Here is a 24,615-nt window from a genome sequence, read left to right as displayed (position 1 = left end):
TGGCCGTCACCGAACTCTGGTGCCGACGACCACGTTGTGGCCGGGGCTGTGCAGACCGTCGTCGGTGATGTCGACGTCGGACCAGCTCAGCGCCGGTTCGAGCCGGATCGGCACGTCGGTCGGCTCTGCGCCGATCACCGCGACAACGCTCTGGTCGCCACGGTGCATCGCGAACCAGCCGGCCTGCTCGTCGTACTCGACGTCGAGTGAGGCAAATGACTTGTCGGCGAACGCGTTTCGGGTCTTGCGCAGCTCGATGAGTGCTCGATAGAACTCCAGCACCCGCGCGTGGACTCCGGTGCGGGGCTCGCTCCAGTCGAGCTTCGAGTCGGCAAACGTCTGTGGCGATTGCGGATCGGGGATCTCGGCGCTGTCCCAACCGTGCTCGGCGAATTCGGCCTTGCGTCCCTCGGCGGTTGCGCGGCCGAGCTCGGGCTCGGGGTGCGAGGTGAAGAACTGGAACGGGGTACTGGCTGCCCACTCCTCACCCATGAACAGCATGGGGGTGAACGGGGAGAGGAGCACCAGTGCCGCTTTGATGGCGAGTTGGCCGGGATCGAGGTAGGCCGACGGTCGGTCGCCGATGGCGCGGTTGCCGATCTGGTCGTGGTTGCAGGTGTAGGCGAGCAGGGTCGCTGCCGCGATCTCGTCGGTCGGTATCGGCCTGCCGTGGTGTCGACGTCGAAACGACGAATAGGTGCCGTCGTGAAAGAAGCCGCCCCGCAACACCTTTGCCAGCGCGTCGTAGCTGCCGAAGTCGGCGTAGTAGCCTTGCCGCTCCCCGGATATGAGTGTGTGGATCGCGTGGTGGATGTCGTCGTCCCACTGCGCCGTCAGCCCGAAGCCGCCACGATCACGCGGTGTGACCAGACGGGGGTCGTTGAGGTCGCTCTCGGCGATGAGTGAGAGCGGTCTGCCGAGTTCTGCTGCGAGAGAATCTGTTTCGGTGGCAAGCTCCTCGAGGATGTGTACCGCCCGGTGATCGTTGAGGGCGTGGACGGCGTCGAGTCGCAGTGCGTCGATGTGGAAGTCGCGTAGCCACCGCAGTGCGTTGGAGACGATGTAGTCGCGCACGGTGTCGGAGTCCGGTCCGGCCAGGTTGAGTCCGGCGCCCCACGAGGTGGCGCCGTCGCTGAGGTACGGCCCGTACTCCGGCAGATAGTTTCCCGACGGCCCGAGATGGTTGTAGACGACGTCGAGAACGACTCCGATCCCGCGCGCATGGCATGCGTCGACGAACCGCACGAGCGCGTCGGGGCCACCGTAGGATTCCTGGACGGCGAACCAGTCGACGCCGTCGTATCCCCATCCGACGTCGCCGTTGAACGCATTGACCGGCATGAGTTCGACGAAGTCGACGCCGAGGTCGATGAGGTGGTCGAGTTTGTCGATGGCCGAGTCGAGTGTGCCTGCGGGAGTGAACGTCCCGACGTGGAGCTCGTAGATGATCGCGCCGAGAACCGACCGTCCGTGCCACTCGTCGTCGGTCCAGATCGATTCGTCCACGACGTGCAACGCCGACATACCGTGCACGCCGTCGGGCTGGCGGACAGACCTGGGGTCCGGACGCACCGGGGCGTCGGCGCTCGAGTCGTCCGAAGTCGCGGCGTCGCGGAAAATTCTGAAGCCGTAGCGGCGCTGCGGCTCCGAACCTGATTGCGAAGCCGCACCGGAACCCGCGCCGCCGACAGTGTCGACCCGCCACCAGCCCGGTGCGTCGGTCACGGGCGTCATCGGACTGCCGTCGGCGTCCGGTGTGTCGGTCACGAGAATGACCGAACTCGCGGCAGGGGCCCACACCTCGACATCGTCGATGAGACGGGGTGGGTCGAACCGTCTCTGTGGCGAACTCCTGTGAACGTTTTCCTCCGACCTCGAGGCGCCTGTCGCTATGGTGTCTGCGTCGCGAGGGCTGCGGGGTCCGGGGGTGGTCTCCATGGCCCAACCGTAGATCCGCTGGCGCGTGAGCGCCGACTCGCCGCCATGTGACCCATCGCACATGCCGTCGGTCGGGCGATGTATATTACCGCGCAGTTAGTTCGGTAAAGATAAACAGCTTGTTGGCGCGGTGCCAACAGTGGCATGATCTCCGGCATACGCGACACCGGAGGTGCGCACAGCACGGGCAGGGGTGGTTGTCATCGAGAGTCGGGCATGAGTGAAACCGCGGAGCAGGAGAGTACGGCGCCAGACCGTGGCGTGACCATCAGGTCCCGTCATAATGGCGCTGCCGTGTGGTTTCGCGAGCATGTCGTGGCCTCGTTCGACACGTTCGGGCGGCAACTCGGTCTTTTCGTCGAGGTGTTCCGGACCCTCTTCGTCGACATAGCCAAGAGGCGGTTTCCGTTCGCGGAGTTCATCCGTCAGTGCGCGTTCATGGCCAGCACGTCCGTCTTGCCGACGCTGCTCGTCGCGATCCCGATCGGCGTCATCGTGTCGATCCAGGTGAGCAACATCGCCGGACAGATCGGAGCAACGTCGTTCTCCGGCGCGGCAACCGGTCTGGGCGTGATTCGCCAGGGTGCACCGCTGGTGACGTCGCTATTGCTCGCGGGCGCCGTCGGCTCTGCCATCGCCGCCGACCTCGGCTCGCGGACGATCCGCGACGAGATCGATGCGATGAAGGTGATGGGCGTCAACCCGATCGAACGACTCATCTCGCCGCGACTCCTCGCGACGATGGTCGTGAGTTTCCTGCTGTGCGGCTTCGTGTGCTTCGTCGGCTTCATCACCGGCTACGTGTTCAACGTGTACTTCCAGGGCGGCACACCCGGTAGCTATACCGGAACCTTCGCATCGTTCGCCTCTGTCTCCGACCTCTCGTTCGCGCTCATCAAGTCGGTCATATTCGGGGCGATCGTGGCAATCGTCGCGTGCGACCGCGGGTTGTCGACCAAGGGTGGGCCTGCGGGAGTGGCGAATTCGGTCAACGCCGCCGTCGTCAACTCGGTCCTCCTCTTGTTCACGGTGAACGTCATTCTCACGCAGATGTTCGCTCTCCTCGTCCCGACAAAGGTGGTGTGAGGTGACTGCATCACGGTATGTGGCACCGGTTCTGCGTCCGCTCAACGCGGGCAAGGTGGTCGTCACCGCACCCCGCGACGCGCTCGCCCGGATGGGGCATCTCGTCACGTTCCTCGTGCGGTCGATCGGTGCGGTGCCGCTGACCTTCGTCCACTACCGCAAAGAAGTGTGGCGTCTGCTCTCCGACGTCGCATGGGGCAATGGGGCGATCGTCGTCGGCGGTGGAACCGTCGGGGTGATGCTCATCCTCGGTGTCATGGGTGGCGCGACGGTCGGTATCGAGGGCTACACCGCGCTGAATCTGCTCGGCATGGCACCGGTGACCGGCGGACTCTCGGCCTTCGCGACGACCCGCGAGATAGGACCACTACTCGCCGCTACGGCGTTCACCGCGCAGTCGGGATGTCGGTTCACCGCACAGCTGGGGTCGATGCGGATCAGTGAGGAGATCGACGCCCTCGAGTCGATCGCGATTCGGCCGATGCCGTATCTCGTGACCACGCGCATGCTCGCGGCCGTGATCGCGATCGTGCCGCTCTACTCGGTGTCGTTGGCCGCGAACTACATTGCGTGCCAAGTCATGTTCCAGCTCCAGAGCGGCAAGGGGGCAGGTGACTACCTCTCCTATTTCGACTCGTTCATCCGCTCGCAGGACGTGTTCTTCTCGTTCGTCAAGGTGATCATCTTCGTGCTGCTGACCACCTTCATCCAGTGCTACTACGGGTATTTCGCGTCGGGCGGACCCGAGGGAGTCGGCGTTGCGGCGGGCCACGCGATCCGTCTCGCGATCATCGTCATCGTCTTCGCGAACCTCATCATGACGCTCGTCTTCTGGGGCATGTCGTCGGGCGTTCGGATATCGGGATGAGGGGAGACCGATGAACATCGCCACCGACGGACGCAACCCGTCGCTACGCCAGTACATCCTGCGCGGACTGATCTTCGTGGTCGTGCTCGCCATCATGTTCGTCGTCCTGTTCATGCGATATCAGGGTGCGTTCGACTCGGTCGTCGGGGTGCACGCCGAGATGGAGGACATCGGCGACGGGCTCGTCGACAGCGCGGACGTTCGGTACAACGGCCTGATCGTCGGCGAGGTCAAGACCATGCAGCTCTCCACCGAGACGGGGGCGGGGGGCAAACAGATCAAGGTCGTCGACATCGACCTCGATCCCGCACAGGCCGAAGGGATTCCGGCCAATGTGACGGCGCGGACCGTGCCGTCGAATCTGTTCGGCGTGAACTCGGTGGAGTTCGTCGCCCCGGAACAACCAGCACAAGAACGTCTTTCCGACGGCGCGACCATTCCAGCCGACCGGTCACTTGCGACGATCAAACTGCAGGACGCGCAGAACGATCTGCAGACGCTGCTGACGGCTGTGCCTCCCGAACAATTGGCGGCCGTGCTCGGCACCATCGCGGACGCACTTCGCGGCGGTGGCGCGGTGTTCGGGATGTTCTCCGGCGAACTCAAGACATATTTCGAATCCATCAACGCGCAGTTCCCCACGGGGGCGCCCTCCGGGTTCGACAACTTCAACGATTCGGTACTCGGACTGGCGAAGTCGGCGCCCGAATTGCTGAATACTCTGGGCCGCAGCATCATCCCCGCGATGACCATCGCATCACATCAACGTGACCTCACCGCGCTCCTCACCGCGGCGTCGGGCACGCTCGACCAGGCGCAGACCCTGTTCGCGCGCAACGGCGACGTGGCCAAGCGGTTGGTTCCCGATTTGGACACGATGATCGGCGCGGTGACACTCGAGCCGAACTCGCTTCCGCAGGCGCTCACCGCGCTGAATCAACTGGCCGCCAAGGCGGTCACTGTGTTCACCGGACTCAACGGCCTCGTGCAGGTCAACATCGGCATCAGTTTCGGTGCGCTGCAGCACTACTCACGTGCCAACTGCCCGGTCTACAACGGTGGGCCGTACGGCCAGGCGCGTGGTCCGGGATGCGTCGGACCGGGAACAGGTACCGGCCCCACCAGTTCCGGACCGCTGCTCGTCGCGCCTGCATCGAACCAGCAGGGGTCGAACCAGCAGGGATCGAATGCCGACCGGTCGTCGGCGGGTGCGGTCACGACCAGCGCTGACAACCGGACGCTGACGACGGCACTCGACCGCGCGCCGCGCGCGGCTGACACGTTGATGCTCGGCCCGCTCGTGCAGTCGGTGTCACTCGAACGAGACGGCGACGGCAACGGCACTGGGGGAGGACGATGAGCGCGGTTGAGGGATCGATCCGAAAGCCGTTGATAGGCTTCACCATTTTCGCGCTGGTCGCGCTATTGTTGACCTACATCATCTATTCGACGCTCGAGCGTTCCGTGCCGGGCCCGACACGGGATTTCTCGGCCTATTTCAACGACACGTCGGGGCTCCTCGCCGGCGACGACGTGCGTATGGCCGGGGTTCGCGTCGGACGCGTCCAGTCGATCGATCTCGACCACGGACGCGCCAAGGTGACGTTCGAGGTGCAACAGGACCAGCCGGTGTTCACCACCACGCAGGCGGCAATTCGATACCAGAACCTCGTCGGACAGCGCTACCTCGCGCTGTCGCGCACCGACGCCGCGTCCGAAGCGCCGTTGTCTCCCGGATCGACGTTGCAGCAGCCATCGCAGGATTCGTTCGACGTCACGAAGTTGTTGGCCGGATTCCAGCCGGTGTTCGACACGCTGCAGCCCGAGCAGGTCAACGCACTGTCGAACGGCTTGGTGCAGGCGTTCCAGGGCGACACCGTGTCGTTGAACACCACCGTTGCGCAGATCAGCAAACTTGCCTCTGACATGGCCAACCGCGACGTCGTGATCGGAGCGATCATCGACAACCTCAGCGGCGTGATGCGCGACCTCTCGGTACAGAAGAGTCAGCTCACCGGGGTCGTGACCAGCGTCGCGTCGCTCATCGAGAAACTCAACGCGAACTCGGCAGCGCTGGGCAAGTCCGTCGACCAGGTCGGGCGCACCGCAGCAGGATTCGCCGATGTTCTCGGTCGGTCACGCACCGACCTGGCCGCGGCCGCGAACAACACCAGGTACGCGACGAATGGGCTGATCTCAGCGGGAGCGGCGCTCGACCAGACCGTGATCGATCTGCCCAAGTTCCTCGCTCTTCTCTCGAAGGCCATGCAGGAGGGGGCGTACCTGAACGTGTACGCATGCGATCTCGACATCTCGATCGGCAATGTCCTACTCCCGCCGGGAATCCTCAACAAAATCGGCGGCACCAAACACTCACCGGTGTGCCAATGAGTGGGCGCATGCGAAGGAGCTTCCGCCGGCACCGTCGTACGTGGTACGGCGTCATCGGCGCCGCCGTGATCGTGGCGCTCATTCTGCTGGTCACGGGAATCGGGCAGGCGCACATCGGAAAGAAGTCGTACACAGCCGATTTCGCGCAGGCGGGAGGTATCCGGCCGGGCGACAAGGTGCGCGTCGCGGGAATCGACGTCGGAGAGGTGGCCGACACCTCGCTCGAGCGTGACCACGTCAAGGTCACCATGAAGGTCGATCGCGAGGTCGATGTCACGTCAAACGGCTCGGCCGAAATCAAGATGTCGACGCTGCTCGGTCAGCGCTACGTCGATGTGTCACTGGGCAATTCGTCGCAACCTGCGCCCGACGGTCGGATCGCCAAGACCGCTGTGCCCTACGACCTGCAGAAGACCCTCGAAGTGGGCACCCCGGTGATCGCCGGTGTCGACGACAAGGCGTTGGCGCAGAGCATCACGACGCTCAATGCGCAGCTCTCCGACGCGCCGGCACTTGCTCGCCCGACGATCGACTCGCTGGTCGAGATGTCGAAGATCATCACCAACCGCAAAGACCAGATCACCCAACTGCTCGCCGACACGAACACCGTCACCACGGTGGTGAACGACACCCAGACGCAATTGGCGGTCATCGTCGGTCAGGGCGGGCAACTCGCTCAGAAGATCGTCGCGCGTGAGGCCTTGGTGACCAAACTGCTCGACGGCGTTGCGGCGCTGACCGATCAGACGCGAGCTGTCGCCGCCGAGAACGGCGACAGCTTCGCGCCGATCCTGGCCAACCTCAACACGATCAGCCAGGGCCTCCAGAAAAACCAGGAGAATCTGCGCAAGCTCTTGCAGATACTCCCGGTCACCACGCGCGTGCTGAACAACATCATGGCCGACGGCCCGCATTCCAGGGGATATCTCCCATGGGGTCTCTTCCCCGACAACTGGCTGTGTACCGCGCGTGTGGTGGATGGGTGCTGAGCATGGGAACGAGTCGACACGTGAACACGCATCCGCGCTGGCGCAGGCCGACGATCATCGTCGCGCTGACCGTCCTGGTTGTCGCGCTTCTCTCCGGGTGCTCACTGGTCCCGGCCAGTTGGAAGGTGGCCGTCGGGTCGCAGATCCAGGTGACCGCCTACTTCGCCAACGTCGCAGGTCTGTACAAGGACAACGACGTCGCGGTCCTCGGAATGCCAGTCGGACAGGTGACTTCCGTTGAGCAAGAAGGCAATCGCGTCAAGGTGACCTTCAGCATCGACAAGAACATCCCCGTCCCGGTCGACGCGACGCCTGCGATCGTGAACACCTCGATCGTCACCACGCGCCATATCGAGTTGACGCCGACGTACTCCGGTGGGCCGAAACTGACAGACGGCGCGGTCCTCAAGAACGAGGGGCGTAGTCCGGTAGCTGTCGGTGATCTCTTCGACGCCGTCGATCGTCTGGTGTCGTCGTTGAGTACCGACACGGCAGGCGAAGGGCCGATCGCAGATCTGGTCGACATCACGTCGGGAACGACGTCGGGAAACGGCGAACGTATCCGCGAGGCCATCAACCAACTCGGTTCTGCGACAGACGTCTTCGCAGGCAACGGAGATCAGCTCACGCAGATCATCAAGAACACGCAGAAGCTCACCGGCGCGTTGACCGCGAATTACCCGAAGATGAAGCAGTTCTCGTCGTCGATCACTCAGGTGGCGTCAATGCTCGGGCAACAAGCTCCTGGGCTGACGGCGACACTCGACGATCTCAATCAGACGTTGCTCAACACGTCGCAGTTCCTCGGCAACAACTCGACGACCATCAGCGACTCGACGGGCAGACTGAGCGCGCTGGTGCGCAATCTGAGCGATTACTCGCGTCAGGTGGTCGAGACGGTCGACGTCGCGCCGCTGCTGTTCCAGAACCTGGCCAACACCGTGTCGCCGGAGCAACGCGCGTGGCGCTTGCAGGTGCTCCTTGACAAGTCGCTGATCGACGGTGAGGCGCTCAACCAATTCTGCCAGTCGATCAACCTGCAGAAGAACGGCTGCCGAACCGGTCAGCTCAAGGATTTCGGGCCAGACCTCGGTGTGTTCTCGAGTCTGCTGGAGATGAGCAAATGAGGCAGTACACGATCACGCTGGGCAGACCGCGATCGCCCATCTCGCGCGCCGCGATCGCGGAACATCTGTGGCCGCTGCGTCGGACCCGGATGACTCGGATGCAGATGGGTCGGACGCAGATGGGTCAAACGCCGTCGGGTCGGACGCACGGAATGCGCCGACGCCGCGACGCGCGTCGTGGTGTCCCGGCGATCCTCACGCTGATCGTCGCGGCGACCGTCGGACTGTGCGGCTGCAGTGCGATGCCCGGCCTCACCGTCGAACAGCTCCCGCTACCTGCTCCCGGTGGGATCGGCGACGGCAAGACGCTCATCGCGCACTTCGACAACGCATTGAACCTGCCGACCCGCGCGAAGGTGAAACTGAACGGCACCGACGTCGGTGAGGTCAGCGACATCGCGGTGCGCGACTACACCGCGATCGTGCAGATGAAGGTCGCAGGCGACGCGCAGATCCCCGCGGGTACCGGGGCACAACTGCGACAGGCGACGCCCCTCGGTGATGTCTTCGTCGCTCTCATGCCTCCGGCGAACGCATCGGGTCCCTCTGTTGCCGACGGCACGGTGCTCACCGGCCCGACGTCGGCTGCGGCGACCGTCGAGGACATCCTCGTCTCCGCGGCCGCAGTGGTCGACGGGGGATCGCTGGGGTCGTTGCAGCAGATCGTCACCGAGCTGAGCGCTGCCGTGGCGGGCGGACCGAGCAGCCCCGGCAATCTGCAGGGCGCCATCAAGGAATTCACCACCGCGATCAGCAGACTGAACGCCAACTCCGCCGAGGTCGACCGTTCGTTCCGCAACACCTCCGTACTGACCGCGGATCTCGCCGCGGGTCGACCGCAGATCATGGCGGCCATCAACAAGCTCGGCCCGGCGATCGACACCATCGACGACCAGATGAACTTGATCTTGTCGACGCTCGACAAGACGAACAGCGTCACCGATGCGACGAATGACTTCCTCGGCAGCAATTCCGACAGCTTCGTCTCGCTGGTCGGGAGTTTGCGAACCCTGACCGCCGAATTGCGCGACATACCACCGATTCTCGGGCCGGTGTCGCGCAATCTGGGTGAGCTGACGCCGAAGTTCGCCAAGACAATTCGAGGCAATTCTGTTGCGAGTTCAGCAAAGTTGTACTGGCTCACAACGGGATTCGGGTTCGATTCGGCCAGCCGACTGCCCGAACTGCAAGACCTCCAGGCTGGTGGGCAGTCGCTCGAGCAGACGCTGACCCGGGTTCTTGCGCAACTGAGCGGCACGAAGGGATGCTGCGGATGATCACCTGGTTGCGAAAGCACTCGAGTCTGCTCGGCAACATCGGGCTGGTCGTCGTCATGCTGGTCGGCCTCGCCTACATCGGGTTCGGTGCGCTGAGTTGGCGCCCCTGGCAGGGCTCCTACCACCTCACGGTCAACTTCCCGATTTCCGGTGGACTACAGGACAGTTCACGTGTGACGCTCCGCGGCGTCAACATCGGGAAGGTCGAGTCGCTTCGGGTGCAACCGCAGTCGGTGCAGGCCAACCTCACCATCGACGACGACGTCAAGATCAACCGGAATTCCCTGGTATCGGCATTGGGCTTGTCGGCGGCGGGCGAGCAGTACGTCGACTTCACGCCCACAACCAGCAGCGGTCCCTATTTCACCGACGGCGACACGATCGAGGTCAATCAGACGCACGTCACCGCGCCGTTCCCGGCGTTGCTCGAGTCGTCGTTGAATGTCATCAGTCAGATAGACCCCGTGAAACTCCGTGCCACAGTGTCGAGTCTCGACACCGCGCTGACTCCGGAGGCCGGGCAGACCAATCAACTCCGAGTGTTCTTCGACGCCGCGGGCACGGTCTTCACCGACCTGCGTCGGGTGCTGCCCGAGACCACGAAACTCATCCAGCAGACCGGTACGATCCTCGCCACGACCGCCAACGTCCAGCCCGACCTGGGGACGGCGGTGTCGGGCGCGAGTACAGTGGTGAACTCGGCCGTTGCCGCGAACGGAGAACTCAACACGTTGCTCGGCAAGGGACCCGCCCAGCTCACCAGCCTGAGCGGCTCACTGAGTCAGATCCGAGATCCGTTGACCGGGGTGGTCCAACAGGTCGCAGACATCGCGCGTCAGGGCGCACTGCGCGCACCCGCTCTGGCGACCCTGCTGCCGTCGATCCGCGACGCCTCCTACATCAGTCAGGACATGTTCCACGATGGTGCGTGGTGGGTCATGGCGTCGATCTTCCCGCGGCCCTACTGCAACTACGCGGTCACCCCGATCCGCCCGACCAAGGTGCTCGAAACGGTGATTCCGACCAATCTGTACTGTGTCACCGAAGACAAGAACCAGCAGATCCGAGGTTCGGCCAACGCGCCCCGACCTCCCGGGGACGACACCGCGGGACCGGCACTGGGAGCCGACCCGAACGCACGGACGGTACCGCTGGGATAGGACTGGTCTACCGCCGGGATACGACGGTGTGGCCGCCGTGACGACCACGGCCGAATCCACCCGCGAAGCCGCACATCGCGCCCGCACCCGGGGCGGGCGAGCACACTGAACTGGAAGCACATGACAGCCGACAAGAACAGCACCGACGACAACAACGTCGACAAGATCGACTCCGACGACAACAGCACCGACAAGGTCGACACCGACGACGCGCAAGAAGTCGGCACCGGTAAGACACGCGCCGAGAAGGTAGATGCCGCAGCGTCGGACGATGTCCCCGAGCGGCAGGCTCCTCGGACGAAGAGTGCGCGTGCCGCGGCTCGCAGGTCCAGCGCAGCCGCCGACGGGACCCCTCAGGAGACTGCCGCTCAGAAGACCGAGGGCAGTGCATCAGGCGACGCGGCAGAGCCGGAGAAGAAGGAGCGCAAGGGTTCTCGCCAGGTCTCCGTCACCATCAGCACCGCGGGACTTCTCAAGGTGCTCGCAGGGATCGTGGTTGTCGCGCTGATCGTGGGTGTCGGACTGCTCGGTTGGGGCTACTACCGCGACCAACAGAAGTTGGCTGCCTTCGACGATGCGAAGTCGGCATCGTCGGTCTTCACGGTCAAACTCGTCAGCACGATGAATTCCGACGCCGTCGGCGACATGAAGACCCTGCTGGGGCCGCTGAGTACCGGAGAGTTCAGACAGAATCTCGAGCGTGAGCAGACTGACGGCTCCAAGGCGCTGCGCGATCTCAACGTCAAGGCCACTCCGACGGTCAAGTCGGTGTCGGTCGAGTCGTTCGACGCCGATCGTGCGTCGACCGCCGTGCTCGTCGAGGTGTGCGGCACGAGCACGATCGCGCCCAGCGGCGGTAAGGAGCTGATGCTCGTCTGGCTCAACCTGGTGAAGGAAGACGGTTCCTGGAAGGTGTCCAAACTCAGTGGGGCACAGGCCGGTTTGGGGCAGCAGCAGGGAGCGAGCGGTCCGGCCGCCGATACGCAGGGCGGTTCGCAGAGTCCCGCGCCGGCCGCACCATCACCCGCCGCCCCTGCTCCTGCTCCCGGCGGCTGAGCCAACCGCGGCGACGTCGGCCCCAGTCGCCGACGCCGCGCCGGTTGCCACAGAGGTGTCACCGTCGCCTGCACGTACCAGGATGGCCACAGGGTTCGCGGCACGCAGTTCCCCGAGGTCTGCGACGCCCCGATAGACCTTGTCCGACAACACATCACGCCAGGTCCCCGAGGGTAGGTCGAGGAAGGTCAGCGCCGCGTCGTCGATGAGGCTGTGGGTGAATCGGGCCGTCACGACGATCACCTCGGGCACCTCGTCGACGACGCGTCCGAACGCGATCGCGTGGTCGGCGCCCGGCCCGTCGGCGTAGAGCGGTAGGTAACCGCTATCGCGATCAAATGCTGCCGGACGTGCTGCGCGTACCGCGAGTGCCGCACGCACGACCCGCGCCTTGGGGTGATCGAGCGAACGGTCGTAGTCGACGGGGCGGCGGTTGTCGGGATCGACGAGCGAGTCGTCCCACCACTCGGTGCCCTGGTAGATGTCCGGTACGCCGGGGCACAGAAGCGCAATCGCCTTGCGTGCGAGCGCCTCTTGCTCCCACGCCGAGGCGATCCGCGAGACAAAACGTGAGATCAACTCGGCTGCAGCACCTTTGGTGATCTCGTCGATCCAGGCTTCGATCTGGCCCTCGAACTCCTCGTTGACGTCGGTCCACGATGTGTGCAGTTCGGCCTCCCGCGTCGCCTTGCGCGCGTAGTCGTACAGGCGCTGTCGGAGTTCGTCGCTGACGGTCGCGCTGCCGGGGGGATCACCGATCGGCCAGACGCCGATGATGTTCTGCAAGAGGAAGTAGCCGGTGAGGTCATCCGGCGGGGGCCAATTCGACCAGAGCTCGTCGACGAGGAGCGACCACCGTTCGGGTACCTGGGCGAGCAACGCGATCCGAGCGCGCACGTCCTCACCGCGTTTGGTGTCGTGCGTGCTGGTCGCCGTCATGGCCAATGGCCATTGCGCCGCACGAATCGCGTTGTGGTTGTGGAAGTTCTGCAGGCTCATGGTCGGGTCGGCGGGGTCGCTACCCACCTCGAGCGACGAGACGAGTCGCGCTGTCCGGTAGAAGAGGCTGTCCTCGATACTCTTGGCCGTCACGGCACCGCCGGTCTGTGCAAGCCGAGAACTCGCGGCACCGTCGTGCGTTGTCGCACTGATCACGGTATCGATGGCAGCAGCGAGATCTGCTCTGCGCGCGGCTATCTCGGTCGCGGTGGTGATCAGTAGGGGACGCAGTGACGGATAGTCGGCGCGGTACACGGGTAGTGCCGCGATCAGCTCTGCGGTCGCTTCGGCGACCGCGTCCGAATCGGCGTCGGGATCAGAGTGAGTGATCGCGCGGACCAATCTGCGGTGTTCGCTGCCGAACTTGTCGTGCAGCGTCTGCAGTTTGCGTTCGCGCTCCTGTGTGTGCAGCCAATGCGAGTCACCCGGTACGCCGGTGACGCGCAGGTGGATCTCGTCGAGTTCGACGACTCCCGACGGTGCGGTGAACACCGCGTCGATGATCCGCATCTGGTCGTATCCGGTCGTCCCCTCGACGGGCAAGGTCGGTTCGAGTTGTTCGTCGGCCGCCAGGATCTTCTCGATGTACAGCAGTGAGTCGGGACCGATGTCGCTTCGCAACTCGTCGAGGTACGCCATCGGTTGCCAGAGTCCGTCGGGATGGTCGACGCGTAGGCCGTCGATGAGCTCGGCGTCGAAGAGTTCGTTGATCCAGGTGTGCGTTGCGCGATAGACCTCATGGTCTTCTTGGCGTAGGCCCGCGAGCTCGTTGACCGTGAAGAATCTGCGGTAGCCGATGAGTCCGCTGTCCCACGGCACCAGCCGATAGTGTTGGCGCGCATGCACATCCTGTGCGCTACCGCCGAGAGTTCCTGGTGCGGTAGGGAATTCGTGGTCGTAATAGCGCAGAACGCCGTGCGAGTCGACGGTCAGCGGCGACAGGTCGCCGTCGGAGGCGACCACGGGGATCGCGATCTTGCCGTCGCAACCGTTCTCCGACGAGAAGTCGACGTCGAAGTACGACGCGTACCGCGATCCGGAGCCGCGCCGGAGTAGATCGGCGAACCACGGGTTGCGCATCACCTCGGCGACACCGGTGTGGTTGGGCACGATGTCGATGATGATTCCCAGGCCATGCTCGGACGCCGCGATCCGGAGTGCGCGGAGCCCCTCGAGGCCACCGAGTGTGGCAGACACCTGGGGTGGTGGAACCCAGTCGTAGCCGTGCGTCGACCCGGGCATGGCGGTCCCGATCGGTGACAGATAGATGTGGCTGATGCCCAGCGCCACAAGGTGATCCAGGATGCCGATGGTGGCGGCGAAGTCGAAATCCGGTGTCAGTTGTACCCGGTATGTGGCGATCGGGCGTTGGCGATCGCTTGTCGTCATGCCAGTGTGCGCAAGACGAGGAGTGAACGCGCGCCGATCGTGACCGTGCTGCCGCAGGGCGCCGACTCGATGTGGGAGTCGCCCTGCGGATGTGTGGTGTCCAAGACGCCCTCCCACTCGTGGCCGAGCCGTTCGGAGGCCAACGTGAACTCGATGTCCTCGTAGTGTGCGTTGAAGCAGATCATGAAGCTGTTGTCGGAGATGACCTCACCGCGTTCGTTCTTCTCCGCGATGCCGTTGCCGTTGAGGAAGACTGCGAGGCTCTTGCCGAATCCGCTGTCCCAGTCGGCGGTCGTCATCGCCTCGCCCGAGGGCGTCAGCCACACGATGTCGAGCATGTCCTCCCCCCATCGGATCGGCTTGCCCGCGAAGAAGCGTCGACGTCGGAACACCGCATGCTTGGTGCGCAGGTCGATGGCCTTGCGGGTGAACGCGAGAAGGTCCGAATTCTTGTCGGCGAGAGACCAATCCATCCACGCCAGCGGCGAGTCCTGGCAGTACACGTTGTTGTTGCCCTGCTGGGTACGACCGATCTCATCACCGTGCGCCAGCATCGGGGTGCCCTGCGACAGAAACATCGTCGCGAGGATGTTGCGCTGTTGGCGCGCGCGGAGCTCGTTCACCTCCGGATCGTCGGTGGGACCCTCGACGCCGCAGTTCCATGACCGGTTGTGGCTCTCGCCGTCACGGTTGTCCTCACCGTTGGCCATGTTGTGTTTCTCGTTGTACGACACCAGGTCTCGCAACGTGAAGCCGTCGTGCGCGATGACGAAGTTGATACTCGCCGACGGTCGCCGGCCCGTGGACTCGTAGAGATCCGACGAACCGGTGAGCCGAGAGGCGAACTCTCCCAACGTCGCAGGCTCACCGCGCCAATAGTCGCGCACGGTGTCGCGATACTTGCCGTTCCACTCTGTCCACAGCGGCGGGAAGTTGCCGACCTGATAGCCGCCCTCGCCGATATCCCACGGTTCGGCGATCAGCTTCACCTGGCTGACCACCGGATCCTGTTGCACCAGATCGAAAAAGGCCGACAGGCGGTCGACGTCATGCAGTTCGCGGGCGAGCGTCGACGCGAGGTCGAAGCGGAAACCGTCGACGTGCATCTCGAGCACCCAGTAGCGCAGCGAGTCCATGATGAGCTGCAGCGTGTGAGGATGGCGTCCATTGAGGCTGTTGCCGGTGCCCGTGTAGTCCATGTACATCTCGGGCTGACCGTCGACGAGTCGGTAGTAGGCGCCGTTGTCGATGCCGCGGAAGCAGACGGTCGGACCGAGGTGGTTGCCCTCGGCGGTGTGGTTGTAGACCACGTCGAGGATCACCTCGATGCCTGCGGTGTGGTACGCACGTACCATCGCCTTGAACTCGGTGACGGCACTGGCGGGCTGATCCGGATTGGACGCGTACTCGAGGTGCGGCGCGAAGAAACCAAACGTGTTGTAGCCCCAGTAATTGCGTAAACCCTTGTCGCGCAGCACGAAGTCCTGCATGAACTGGTGCACGGGCATGAGTTCGATCGCCGTGATGCCAAGCTCTTTGAGGTGGTCGATGATCACCGGGTGGGCAAGGCCGGCATAGGTGCCACGCAACTGCTCCGGGATGTCGGGATGGGTCGCGGTCATGCCTTTGACATGCGCTTCGTAGATGACCGTCTGGTGATAGGGGCGTCGTGGCGCGCGGTCGTGCTGCCAGTCGAAGTACGGGTTGATGACCACGGACAACATCGTGTGACCGAGTGAATCGAGTTGCGGCATCGACGGCGACCGGTCGGCCGACACGTCCTCGGCGGGCGAGATCGTCTCCGTGTCGGCATCTTCGATGAGGACTTCGGCGTCGTCGGTGGTGGTGTCGGCGTCTTCGACGGGGGTCTCGGTGTCTTCGACGGTGTTATCGGCGTCAGCTGAGGGGTCGTCGGCCTCGCCTGTCGACGGGCCCGCGTCTCCGTTGGCGGTCTCGGTCGCCGATTCCTCGGACGCCGAGGCTCCGGTGTCCGCGGTGGGGTTGTGCGCGCCGGCAGTGGTGGCCGACGAGGTCTCGTAGTCGTCGGAGTCGGGGTCGGCGGTGGCGCGCAACGACTGTTCGGCGGGGACGACGGGCGGTTCACCACCATCGTCGTCGGACTCGGACGACGCCATCGGATAGGAGAACAACGACTCGTCGCCGTCGAAATCCCCGTGAAATGCCTTGCCGTACGGGTCGAGCAGCAGCTTCGACGGGTCGCAGCGCAACCCGCTCGCCGGATCGTAGGGGCCGTGGACGCGATATCCGTAGAACTGGCCTGGGCCGATGTTCGGCAGATAGCAATGCCAGCAGTAGCCGTCGACCTCGTCGAGACGAATGCGACGCTCGTGCCCGTCCCTGTCGATCAGACACAGGTCGACGGCCTCGGCGACCTCGGAGAACAGCGAAAAGTTGGTTCCCACACCGTCATACGTTGCGCCGAGCGGATATGGCGTACCCGGCCAGACCGGGATGGGCTCGGGCTCGGGAGCGACGAGCGCGTCAGCCTGTTCGGGGCTGTCCGGCGGCAGCGATCCCGGCGTCGACTCTGATGTACGCGGGGGAGTGGCCGTCGTCGCGTCGGCTGTCTGTCCGACGCTCTGGGCATCGGTGCCGGGTGCCGGCTCGTGAGGTGCCGTGTCGTCGGTCGGCGGTACGGTCATGCCCACCTTTTCGCAGTCATGCCATGACCCTAGTCGCGATAGGCGCCGTCTTCATCTCGGGGAAAAGCCGCACTCGTGTGCGTTAGACGACACCCCCACGGTCGGTCTGCATCGGCGTACTCCGCGAGGAGGTCGCTGAGCCGACGGCGGCTGGCGCGTCAGCGGTGGTTGGGACCGGTCCAGGGCAGGGCCTGTGTCATCTGGCGTTCGAGCTCGTCGGTCAGACTGCGCACGTACGTCGCGCTCAGATGATGCCAATCCTTGTAGACGATGATGTTTCCCACGACTGCCGGGCATTCCGTCGGGGTGCAGATGCCGTTCGACACGTCGAGCGGATGGAACAGTGGCTTGCCGTCGGCGAACGGCGCTGCGGGATCGGTCGGGGAGAGCACCCGCGCCCGATCGGAGCCGCATTCGGATGCGGTTCCGCCGTCGGACAGGCACGTCGGGGTGTCGAGGGCGCCCGTCGGCCCCATTGGCCACGGTGTGTCGCGCATGCCGAGAACGGGGATGCCCGCATCCATGAACTGCGTGAAGATCGGCTTGTAGTCGTCGGGCATCCAGTCGCCCGGCTTGTAGTCGCGTGGACGGGTCGAGTTGGTGAACACCGCGTCGGGTTTGTCGGCGATCACCTTCGCCATCACGCGCTGCACCCAGTCGTGGCATTGCGGATACGGCACACCCCGCTGCTTGGGCACCAGCTCGGTGGACAGCGGGCACCCCATCTTCAGGTATGTCGTGACCTTGAAGTGGTTGCGCTTGCCCAGCTCGTCGAGCGCGGTGATCCAGAACTCGGCGTGCGAGCCACCCGCGAGGGCAATCGTCCTCGTCGCGGTCGGGTCGCCGTAGACGCCGACGTGGATCTCCGGGTCCTCGAACGAACTCATGAAGCCCTGCGTCGAGGTCTCCGGGAAGTCGCCGAGCACTGCCAGCGGTGTCGGTTGGGGATCGAGCGCGGGCACCGGCCAGCCGTTGAGCAGAGCGCGGGCGCCGGGGTAGGAGTGCGGGTCGAGATTCGCTGTGTTGACGACGGTGTTCGCGACGTGCCGGTCCCATGCATTGACCCCGACCGCGACGCCGATCGACAAGACGACCAGCACGGTCGTCACCACCGACGTGTAGCTGAGCCAACGCGAACGTCCCTGTCGGTCGCCGCGGGCCAGCTTCGCGCGGTCGCCGCCCCGCAGCGGATCCTCGACGTAGCGCTTGGTCAGCCAGGCCAGACCGATGGACACGGCGAGGAGCCCGATGCCCTCGATGACGTTGGCGTGGTCTTTGCCGCGCCAGGTCAGATAGAAGATCAGCAGTGGCCAATGCCAGAGGTACAGCGAGTACGCGATGGTGCCGAGCCATACCGGTACCCGGCTGGACAGCGCACGGTTGACCGCCGGTTGCGACTGATCGATCGCTTCATGCCTCGACCGAGGACGCTCGAGTGCGGTGGCTCCCGCCCAGATGATGACGAGCGTCGAACCGACGGGCACCAGTGCCCACGGACCCGGGTACGAGTCGACGCCGTCGATCCACCACCCACAGGTGATGATCAGGCCGAGAGCGATGATCGCCGCACCGTTGCGGATCCAACGGGGAACGTGCCAGCGCGGCAACCAGATGGCGAGCAGACCGCCGGCGAGTGGCTCCCACAGGCGCGAGAGGGTGTCGTAGTAGTTCCACTGTTGATTGACGCCCATCCGCATGTGCGCCCAGTAGAACGAGACAGCGGCGACCGCCAACAGTGCGAGGCCGACGAGAAGACGGATCGTCTTCGGCTCAGCGATCGGTCGGATGATCGCCGACAGCAGCTTGATCGTTCCGGCCGCGATGACCGCGGCGAACAGCATGCCGACGAAGAACTGCCCCTGCACCGACATCGACCAGATGTGCTGCAGCGGACTGTTCGCGGAACTCGCCGCGAGGTAGTCCTGCGAGTTCAGCGCCAGATACCAGTTCTGGTAGTACAGCGCCGACGCACGCAGCTCGCGCCCGATGTTGAGCCAGCGGGTCTGCGGAAGGATGACGACGGTCAGGATCGCGACCGCGATGAGGACCGTGAACAGCGCCGGGAGGAGTCGGCGCAGCAGTCGTTTGAGGCGCGGCCACGGGTTGAGCGCCTCGATGAACGTGACGTGCGACGTCTGGCTGTTGATCGCGTGACGCAGCAGCGATCCGATGAAGAAGTAACCCGACAGTGCGAGGAAGACATCGACGCCGCCGGACACCCTGCCGAACCAGATGTGGAAGCAGGCAACCAGCATGATCGCGATCCCGCGGAGGCCGTCGAGATCGGTGCGATACGCGGGGAGCGGTGGGACGGGCTCGTTCCGGTTAGGGGTCGTCACCACTTGGGTTGGGGCTGCCACGTCAGTCGTGCTTGCTTCCGTGTCGGGGGCTGGGACGAGTCGGTGGCGACCTATCCACACACACGCGCGGTGGACGACAACCGCCGTACTCCGCGTAGGAGGCTACCCGCCGCAACTGTGAAAAACCCATTCCAGCGGGTCCGACACACTGAGCAGAGGGGTGTCGCGACGACGCAGAGGGGTGTCGCGACGACGTCGGGTCAGTGAGTGGCGCGCGCCCGGTGTCGAGCGCCGTCGAGTAGTACGCCGAGCGCGTCGTCGAATTCTGCTGCGAAGTCGCGACCCGACGGGCCGGTGACCCCGAGCCGTTCCATCTGGGCCCGCGTCTGTTCCTCGATCGTCAGCCCGATGATGAGCTGGCATATCGCGGTGGCGACTCCATGTGCGTCGCGCGGGCTCAGTCCCCCGGAGAGCGCGACGTCGGTCAGGTCGTCGGACACCGTTCTCGTCGCGAGTCCGCTGGCCCACGCCGACGAGACCACCTCCGCGCTGTCGGGAACAGCGAGCAGCGCCGTCCGCATCCCGATCGCGATGTCGGCGAGTCTGGCGTCCCACGGCTGATCGGGGTCCGACGGGTCGATGTCGCCGAGGATGTCGTCGGCCAGCGCGGCCAGCAGCGACTGCTTGTTGGGAAAGTGCCAGTACAACGCGTTGGGGCGGACACCGACTTCAGTTGCCAGCCTGCGCATCGAGAGGTCGGCGAGGCTGTAGTCGGTCAGGATGCCGCGCGCGGCGCGCAGGACGTCGGCGCGGTTGTTGCTCACCGCGTCAGGGTATCCAGGCCGTCCGGCCGTGACGCAACCTGTACACCGTTCAGGAGGAGCCTGTACAGTGTCCAGGAGTTCGGACCTGAACGGTGTCCAGGACCACTCTAAGCCGGCGAGGAGGGACGCACCACATGGATGCAGCCGACATCAGCCGCGTCGACGCAGCACACATCTGGCATCCCTACGGCGCCATGCCGTCTCCGACGCAACCGCGTGTCGTCCGCGGCGCCGACGGTGTGCGACTCACACTCGCCGACGGCGGTGCGGTCATCGACGGAATGAGCTCGTGGTGGGCCGCCATCCACGGTTATCGCCACCCGGTCCTCGACGCCGCGGCGCGCGATCAACTGGAGTCGATGAGCCACGTGATGTTCGGCGGATTGACCCACGAGCCCGCCGCGCGGCTCGCGCAGTTGCTCGTCGACATCACACCAGGACCCCTGCAGAAGGTGTTCTTCTGCGATTCGGGTTCGGTGTCGGTCGAGGTCGCGGTGAAGATGGCGCTGCAGTATTGGCGCAGCCGTGGCAAGCCGGAACGCACGCGACTGCTGACCTGGCGCGGTGGGTACCACGGCGACACCTTCACCCCGATGAGCGTCTGCGATCCCGAGGGCGGGATGCACGCGATGTGGCGTCGAATTCTGGCCGACCAGGTGTTCGTGCCTGCCCCGCCCGCGGAGTTCGATGCCGACTATGTCGACTCCATAGAGGCCGCTGTCGTTGCACACCGCGACGAACTCGCCGCGATCATCGTCGAACCCGTTGTGCAGGGCGCAGGCGGTATGCGCTTCCACGACCCCGCCTATCTCGGCGAGCTGCGTCGAATCTGCGATGAGCACGACCTGCTCTTGATCTTCGACGAGATCGCCACCGGATTCGGGCGCACCGGCGAGCTGTTCGCCGCCGACCACGCGCGCGTCTCGCCCGACATCATGTGTGTCGGCAAGGCGCTGACCGGCGGCTACCTGACGTTGGCCGCGACGCTGTGCACCACAGCGATCGCCGAGACGATCAGTGCGGGTGAGGCCGGTGGATTGGCGCACGGTCCCACGTTCATGGCCAATCCGCTCGCCTGTGCGGTCGCGGTCGCCTCCACCGAACTGCTGCTCGACGGTCCGTGGCGACGCCGCGTCGCCGACATCTCCGACCTGCTCGCGCGAGGACTCGCGCCACTGACCGACGTGGCCGGGGTTCGTGATGTCCGCACGTTCGGGGCCATCGGCGTCGTCGAACTCGACGACGAGGTCGACATCGCCGCGGCCACGGATGCCGCCGTCGACGCCGGAGTCTGGTTGCGGCCCTTCCGCAACCTGATCTACACGATGCCGCCGTTCGTCTGCACCGACTCCGACGTCGAGACGATCTGCTCCGGAATCGCCGCGGCCACAACGGCGTCGTGTGCACAGTTGGTCGGCGCGGGAGGTGCCCGATGACACCGGATCACGCCACACTGGGCTCCGAGTTCGGCGAGGTCGACATGCTGCGGGCGGCCGGCACGACGGTCGACGACGCGTCGGCGCTCGACTGGCTCACCGACGCCGCCGCGGCGCGCGATTCGGCTGGGCTGCACCGTGTCCCATTCGTTCGTGAGGCCGGAGCGTCGATGCTCAACCTGGCGTCCAACGACTACCTCGGACTCTCGACGCACCCCGCAGTGCTCGCAGGTGCGCATGCCGCGCTGGATGAGTTCGGGGCGGGGGCTACGGCGTCGCGCCTCGTCGCGGGAACCACGCGGTTGCACGTCGACTTCGAGGACGACATCGCCGACTTCATGGGTTTTGATGCGGCACTGTGCTTTTCGTCCGGCTACCTCGCCAACGTCGGAGCCATCACCGCGCTCGTCGGCCGCGGCGACCTCATCGTGTCCGACACCGGAACCCACGCGTCACTCATCGACGGATGCCGACTGTCGCGTGCGCGAGTCGTCGTCGTCGACCGTGGCGATGTCGCCGCCGTCGCAGCGGCGCTACGCGATCGCCCCGAGGAGCGGGCACTGGTCGTCACCGATTCCGTCTACTCGGTCGACGGCGAGCCTGCGCCGGTCGCGCAGCTCTATCGCGTTGCGCGCGAGCACTCGGCGGCGCTCCTTGTCGACGAAGCGCACGCGCTCGGAGTGCGCGGGCCGGGGGGTCGGGGACTGATCGCGGAAGTAGGACTCTCCGGCGCGCGCGACCTCGTCGTCACGACCGTGTGCTCCAAGTCGCTCGGCGCGCAGGGGGGCGTGGTGCTCGCGACTTCTGCTGTCCGTGAGCACCTCATCGACGTCGCGCGCACCTTCATCTTCGACACCGGACTCAACCCGGCAGCGGTCGGTGCGGCGCGTGCGGCGCTCGGTGTCCTGCGTGCACAGCCCGAGCTACCAGACCGATTGCGGCACAACGCGACACGAATGGCGCGCAGCCTCGGTGCGCCGGTCCCGGCCGCCGCGGTGATCTCGCGCATCGTCGGCGACCCGCAGCCCGCGGTCGACGCCGCAGCACGGTGTCGGGACAGCGGAGTGTTGGTCGGGTGTTTCCGACCGCCGTCGGTCCCGCCGGGGACGTCGAGACTGCGACTGACCGTCAGAGCCGATCTCGACGACGCGACCGTCGACCGCGCCGCCGAGGTCATCGGCGGGGCGCTGGCCGAAGGCGGGGGTGAACGGTGACCCGCCCGGGACGTGCCCTCTTGATCACCGGTACCTCGACCGACGTCGGTAAGACGATCGTCACCGCTGCGCTCGCGTGCGTTGCGGGAGAGTCGGCGAGTGGCGTCGCGGTGTGTAAACCCGCGCAGACCGGCGTCGAGCCAGGGGAGCCGGGTGACCTCGCGACCGTTGCCCACCTCGCGGGTGTCGTCGATGTGGTCGAGTGTGCGCGCTACCCCGAGCCGCTGGCGCCGGAGACCGCGGCGATGCGCGCAGGTCTTGCCCCACTGGATCTCTGGACCGTCGTCGGGGCGGTCACCGATCTTGTTTCGACTCATCGGTTGACCCTCGTCGAGGGAGCCGGCGGGGTACTGGTGCGCCTCGCACCCGACCTCACCGCGCTCGACGTCGCGGACGCGGTAGGAGCCGAAGCAGTCGTCGTCGTCCAGGCCGGCCTGGGCGCGCTCAATCATGCCGAGCTGACCGTCGAAGCATTGCGGGCGAGGGGAATTCGTCCCGCAGGCCTTGTGATCGGCTCGTGGCCGCGCGATCCAGACCTCGCCATGCGATGCAATCGCGTCGACCTGCCCCGGCTGACTGGGGTACCCGTCGTCGGCGTGATACCCGAGGGTGTCGGGGAGCTTGAGCCCGATCAGTTCCGGGCCGCGGCGCCCACCTGGTTCGATCCCGACTTCGTCGCAGACCTCAGTTCCCGTTCCGCGCCCGACAACATCGCGGCCGTTCAGCCCATCGAAGGAGTTCACGCATGACACAGGCACCCGTAGATCCGACGCTCGACGCCGCGACCGTGCAGGCGTCGGGCGCGTCGTCGACCGACATCCTCGACGTCGCGCGCGCTCAGGTCCTCGAACGCGGCGAGCCACTCGACCGCGACCAGGTGCTCGAGGTGCTGCGGCTTCCCGACGAGCGCGTCACCGAACTGCTGCAGGTCGCCCACGACGTCCGGATGAGGTGGTGCGGACCGGAGGTCGAGGTCGAGGGCATCATTTCGCTCAAGACCGGCGGCTGCCCGGAGGACTGCCATTTCTGTTCGCAGTCAGGGCTTTTCGCATCGCCGGTGCGCAGCGCGTGGATCGACATCCCGTCGTTGGTCGAGGCCGCAAAGCAGACTGCGAAGACCGGCGCCACGGAGTTCTGCATCGTCGCGGCCGTGCGCGGACCGGACAAGCGACTGCTGTCGCAGGTGGCCGCGGGAATCGAAGCCATTCGCAATGAGGTCGACATTCAGATCGCCTGCAGCCTCGGCATGCTGACGCAGGAGCAGGTGGATCAGTTGCGGGACATGGGTGTTCACCGCTACAACCACAACCTCGAGACGGCCCGCAGTCATTTCCCGAACGTGGTCACCACCCACACGTGGGAGGAGCGCTGGGACACGCTGCGCATGGTTCGCGACGCGGGCATGGAGGTGTGCTGTGGCGGCATTCTCGGAATGGGGGAGAGTCTTGAACAGCGCGCCGAGTTCGCGGCTGACCTGGCCGCCCTCGAACCCGACGAGGTTCCGCTCAACTTCCTCAATCCGCGCCCGGGGACGCCGTTCGGTGACCTCGACGTGCTGCCGGCCGCCGAGGCGCTCAAGGCTGTGGCGGCGTTCCGCCTCGCTCTTCCGCGCACGATCCTGCGCTTCGCAGGTGGCCGCGAGATCACGCTGGGCGACCTCGGCGCCAAGCAGGGCATCCTGGGCGGCATCAACGCGGTCATCGTCGGCAACTACCTGACCACGCTCGGCAGGCCCGCTGAGGACGACCTCGACCTCCTCGACGACCTCTCGATGCCGATCAAGGCTCTTAACGACAGCATCTGAGGCCCGGCGCCGGGAGCGTGCGAGCGGGCCGCTTCAGCTCGGCGCCGGGAGCGTGCGAGCGGGCCGTTTCAGCTCGGCGCCGGGAGCGTGCGAG

At 65.4% G+C, this 24,615-nt stretch carries 18 protein-coding genes; 13 read left to right on the top strand and 5 right to left on the bottom strand.

What is annotated here, in order from left to right:
- Positions 1-6: 6 nt before the first annotated feature.
- Positions 7-1,938, bottom strand: coding sequence for a malto-oligosyltrehalose trehalohydrolase (treZ, locus tag A5788_RS01940; protein WP_082938080.1), 1,932 nt, complete (start codon positions 1,936-1,938; stop codon positions 7-9).
- A 216-nt stretch (positions 1,939-2,154) separates the two neighbouring features.
- Here treZ and A5788_RS01935 point away from each other — a divergent pair, with 216 nt between their 5' ends.
- The 9 genes from A5788_RS01935 (at position 2,155) to A5788_RS01895 (ending at position 11,892) form a co-directional block, all read left to right on the top strand.
- The gene (locus A5788_RS01935) at positions 2,155-3,024 is read left to right on the top strand and encodes an MlaE family ABC transporter permease (RefSeq protein WP_152930027.1); all 870 of its coding nucleotides are present in this window, start codon (positions 2,155-2,157) and stop codon (positions 3,022-3,024) included.
- Position 3,025: 1 nt separating this feature from the next.
- On the top strand, positions 3,026-3,892 hold the full coding sequence (locus A5788_RS01930) for an MlaE family ABC transporter permease (protein WP_049698217.1): 867 nt from the start codon (positions 3,026-3,028) through the stop codon (positions 3,890-3,892).
- 10 nt (positions 3,893-3,902) lie between these two features.
- A complete protein-coding gene (locus A5788_RS01925; protein ID WP_049698216.1) occupies positions 3,903-5,252 on the top strand; it encodes an MlaD family protein in 1,350 nt (449 codons plus the stop codon).
- The gene (locus tag A5788_RS01920; protein WP_049698215.1) at positions 5,249-6,283 is read left to right on the top strand and encodes an MCE family protein; all 1,035 of its coding nucleotides are present in this window, start codon (positions 5,249-5,251) and stop codon (positions 6,281-6,283) included. The genes A5788_RS01925 and A5788_RS01920 overlap by 4 nt, the downstream gene beginning before the upstream one ends.
- A gap of 8 nt (positions 6,284-6,291) precedes the next feature.
- A complete protein-coding gene (locus A5788_RS01915; RefSeq protein ID WP_049698568.1) occupies positions 6,292-7,272 on the top strand; it encodes an MCE family protein in 981 nt (326 codons plus the stop codon).
- Complete coding sequence (locus A5788_RS01910) at positions 7,266-8,399, top strand: MCE family protein (protein ID WP_082938076.1); 1,134 nt, start codon at positions 7,266-7,268, stop codon at positions 8,397-8,399. The genes A5788_RS01915 and A5788_RS01910 overlap by 7 nt, the downstream gene beginning before the upstream one ends.
- Positions 8,400-8,503: 104 nt before the next feature.
- Positions 8,504-9,676 (top strand): MlaD family protein, encoded by a 1,173-nt coding sequence (locus tag A5788_RS01905; RefSeq protein ID WP_414651968.1) that lies wholly within the window; start codon positions 8,504-8,506, stop codon positions 9,674-9,676.
- On the top strand, positions 9,664-10,836 hold the full coding sequence (locus A5788_RS01900; RefSeq protein ID WP_064870478.1) for an MlaD family protein: 1,173 nt from the start codon (positions 9,664-9,666) through the stop codon (positions 10,834-10,836). Before A5788_RS01905 ends, A5788_RS01900 begins: the two co-directional genes overlap by 13 nt.
- Before the next feature lie 120 nt (positions 10,837-10,956).
- Positions 10,957-11,892, top strand: a complete 936-nt coding sequence (locus tag A5788_RS01895) for a hypothetical protein (RefSeq protein WP_064870479.1) — start codon at positions 10,957-10,959, stop codon at positions 11,890-11,892.
- On the opposite strand, the gene treY is transcribed toward A5788_RS01895, so the two are convergent.
- The 4 genes from treY to A5788_RS01875 all read right to left on the bottom strand — a co-directional run bounded on the left by treY (position 11,857) and on the right by A5788_RS01875 (position 20,067).
- The gene (gene treY / locus A5788_RS01890) at positions 11,857-14,280 is read right to left on the bottom strand and encodes a malto-oligosyltrehalose synthase (RefSeq protein WP_049698212.1); all 2,424 of its coding nucleotides are present in this window, start codon (positions 14,278-14,280) and stop codon (positions 11,857-11,859) included. The two genes, A5788_RS01895 and treY, sit on opposite strands and share 36 nt — an antisense overlap.
- The gene (gene glgX / locus A5788_RS01885; protein ID WP_049698211.1) at positions 14,277-16,943 is read right to left on the bottom strand and encodes a glycogen debranching protein GlgX; all 2,667 of its coding nucleotides are present in this window, start codon (positions 16,941-16,943) and stop codon (positions 14,277-14,279) included. The genes treY and glgX overlap by 4 nt, the downstream gene beginning before the upstream one ends.
- A 158-nt stretch (positions 16,944-17,101) precedes the next feature.
- Complete coding sequence (locus A5788_RS01880) at positions 17,102-19,303, bottom strand: acyltransferase family protein (RefSeq protein ID WP_049698210.1); 2,202 nt, start codon at positions 19,301-19,303, stop codon at positions 17,102-17,104.
- Positions 19,304-19,503: 200 nt separating this feature from the next.
- The gene (locus tag A5788_RS01875) at positions 19,504-20,067 is read right to left on the bottom strand and encodes a TetR family transcriptional regulator (protein WP_049698209.1); all 564 of its coding nucleotides are present in this window, start codon (positions 20,065-20,067) and stop codon (positions 19,504-19,506) included.
- A gap of 134 nt (positions 20,068-20,201) precedes the next feature.
- Here A5788_RS01875 and A5788_RS01870 point away from each other — a divergent pair, with 134 nt between their 5' ends.
- The 4 genes from A5788_RS01870 to bioB are packed head-to-tail and all read left to right on the top strand — an operon-like array spanning position 20,202 to position 24,521.
- Positions 20,202-21,503, top strand: a complete 1,302-nt coding sequence (locus A5788_RS01870) for an adenosylmethionine--8-amino-7-oxononanoate transaminase (RefSeq protein ID WP_049698208.1) — start codon at positions 20,202-20,204, stop codon at positions 21,501-21,503.
- 44 nt (positions 21,504-21,547) lie between these two features.
- Entirely contained in the window at positions 21,548-22,717 is a 1,170-nt protein-coding gene (locus A5788_RS01865; protein WP_049698565.1) for an 8-amino-7-oxononanoate synthase, read from the top strand.
- On the top strand, positions 22,714-23,466 hold the full coding sequence (gene bioD, locus A5788_RS01860) for a dethiobiotin synthase (protein ID WP_049698207.1): 753 nt from the start codon (positions 22,714-22,716) through the stop codon (positions 23,464-23,466). Before A5788_RS01865 ends, bioD begins: the two co-directional genes overlap by 4 nt.
- Positions 23,463-24,521 carry a biotin synthase BioB gene (bioB, locus tag A5788_RS01855; RefSeq protein ID WP_049698206.1) on the top strand — a complete coding sequence of 353 codons (1,059 nt, stop codon included), beginning with the start codon at positions 23,463-23,465 and terminating at the stop codon, positions 24,519-24,521. The genes bioD and bioB overlap by 4 nt, the downstream gene beginning before the upstream one ends.
- The last annotated feature ends 94 nt before the right edge of the window (positions 24,522-24,615 follow it).

Origin of the sequence: Gordonia sp. 852002-50816_SCH5313054-c (genome assembly GCF_001665925.1) — a bacterium.
GTDB lineage: Bacteria > Actinomycetota > Actinomycetes > Mycobacteriales > Mycobacteriaceae > Gordonia > Gordonia jacobaea.
This window is presented reverse-complemented; position numbering and strand designations above follow the sequence as displayed.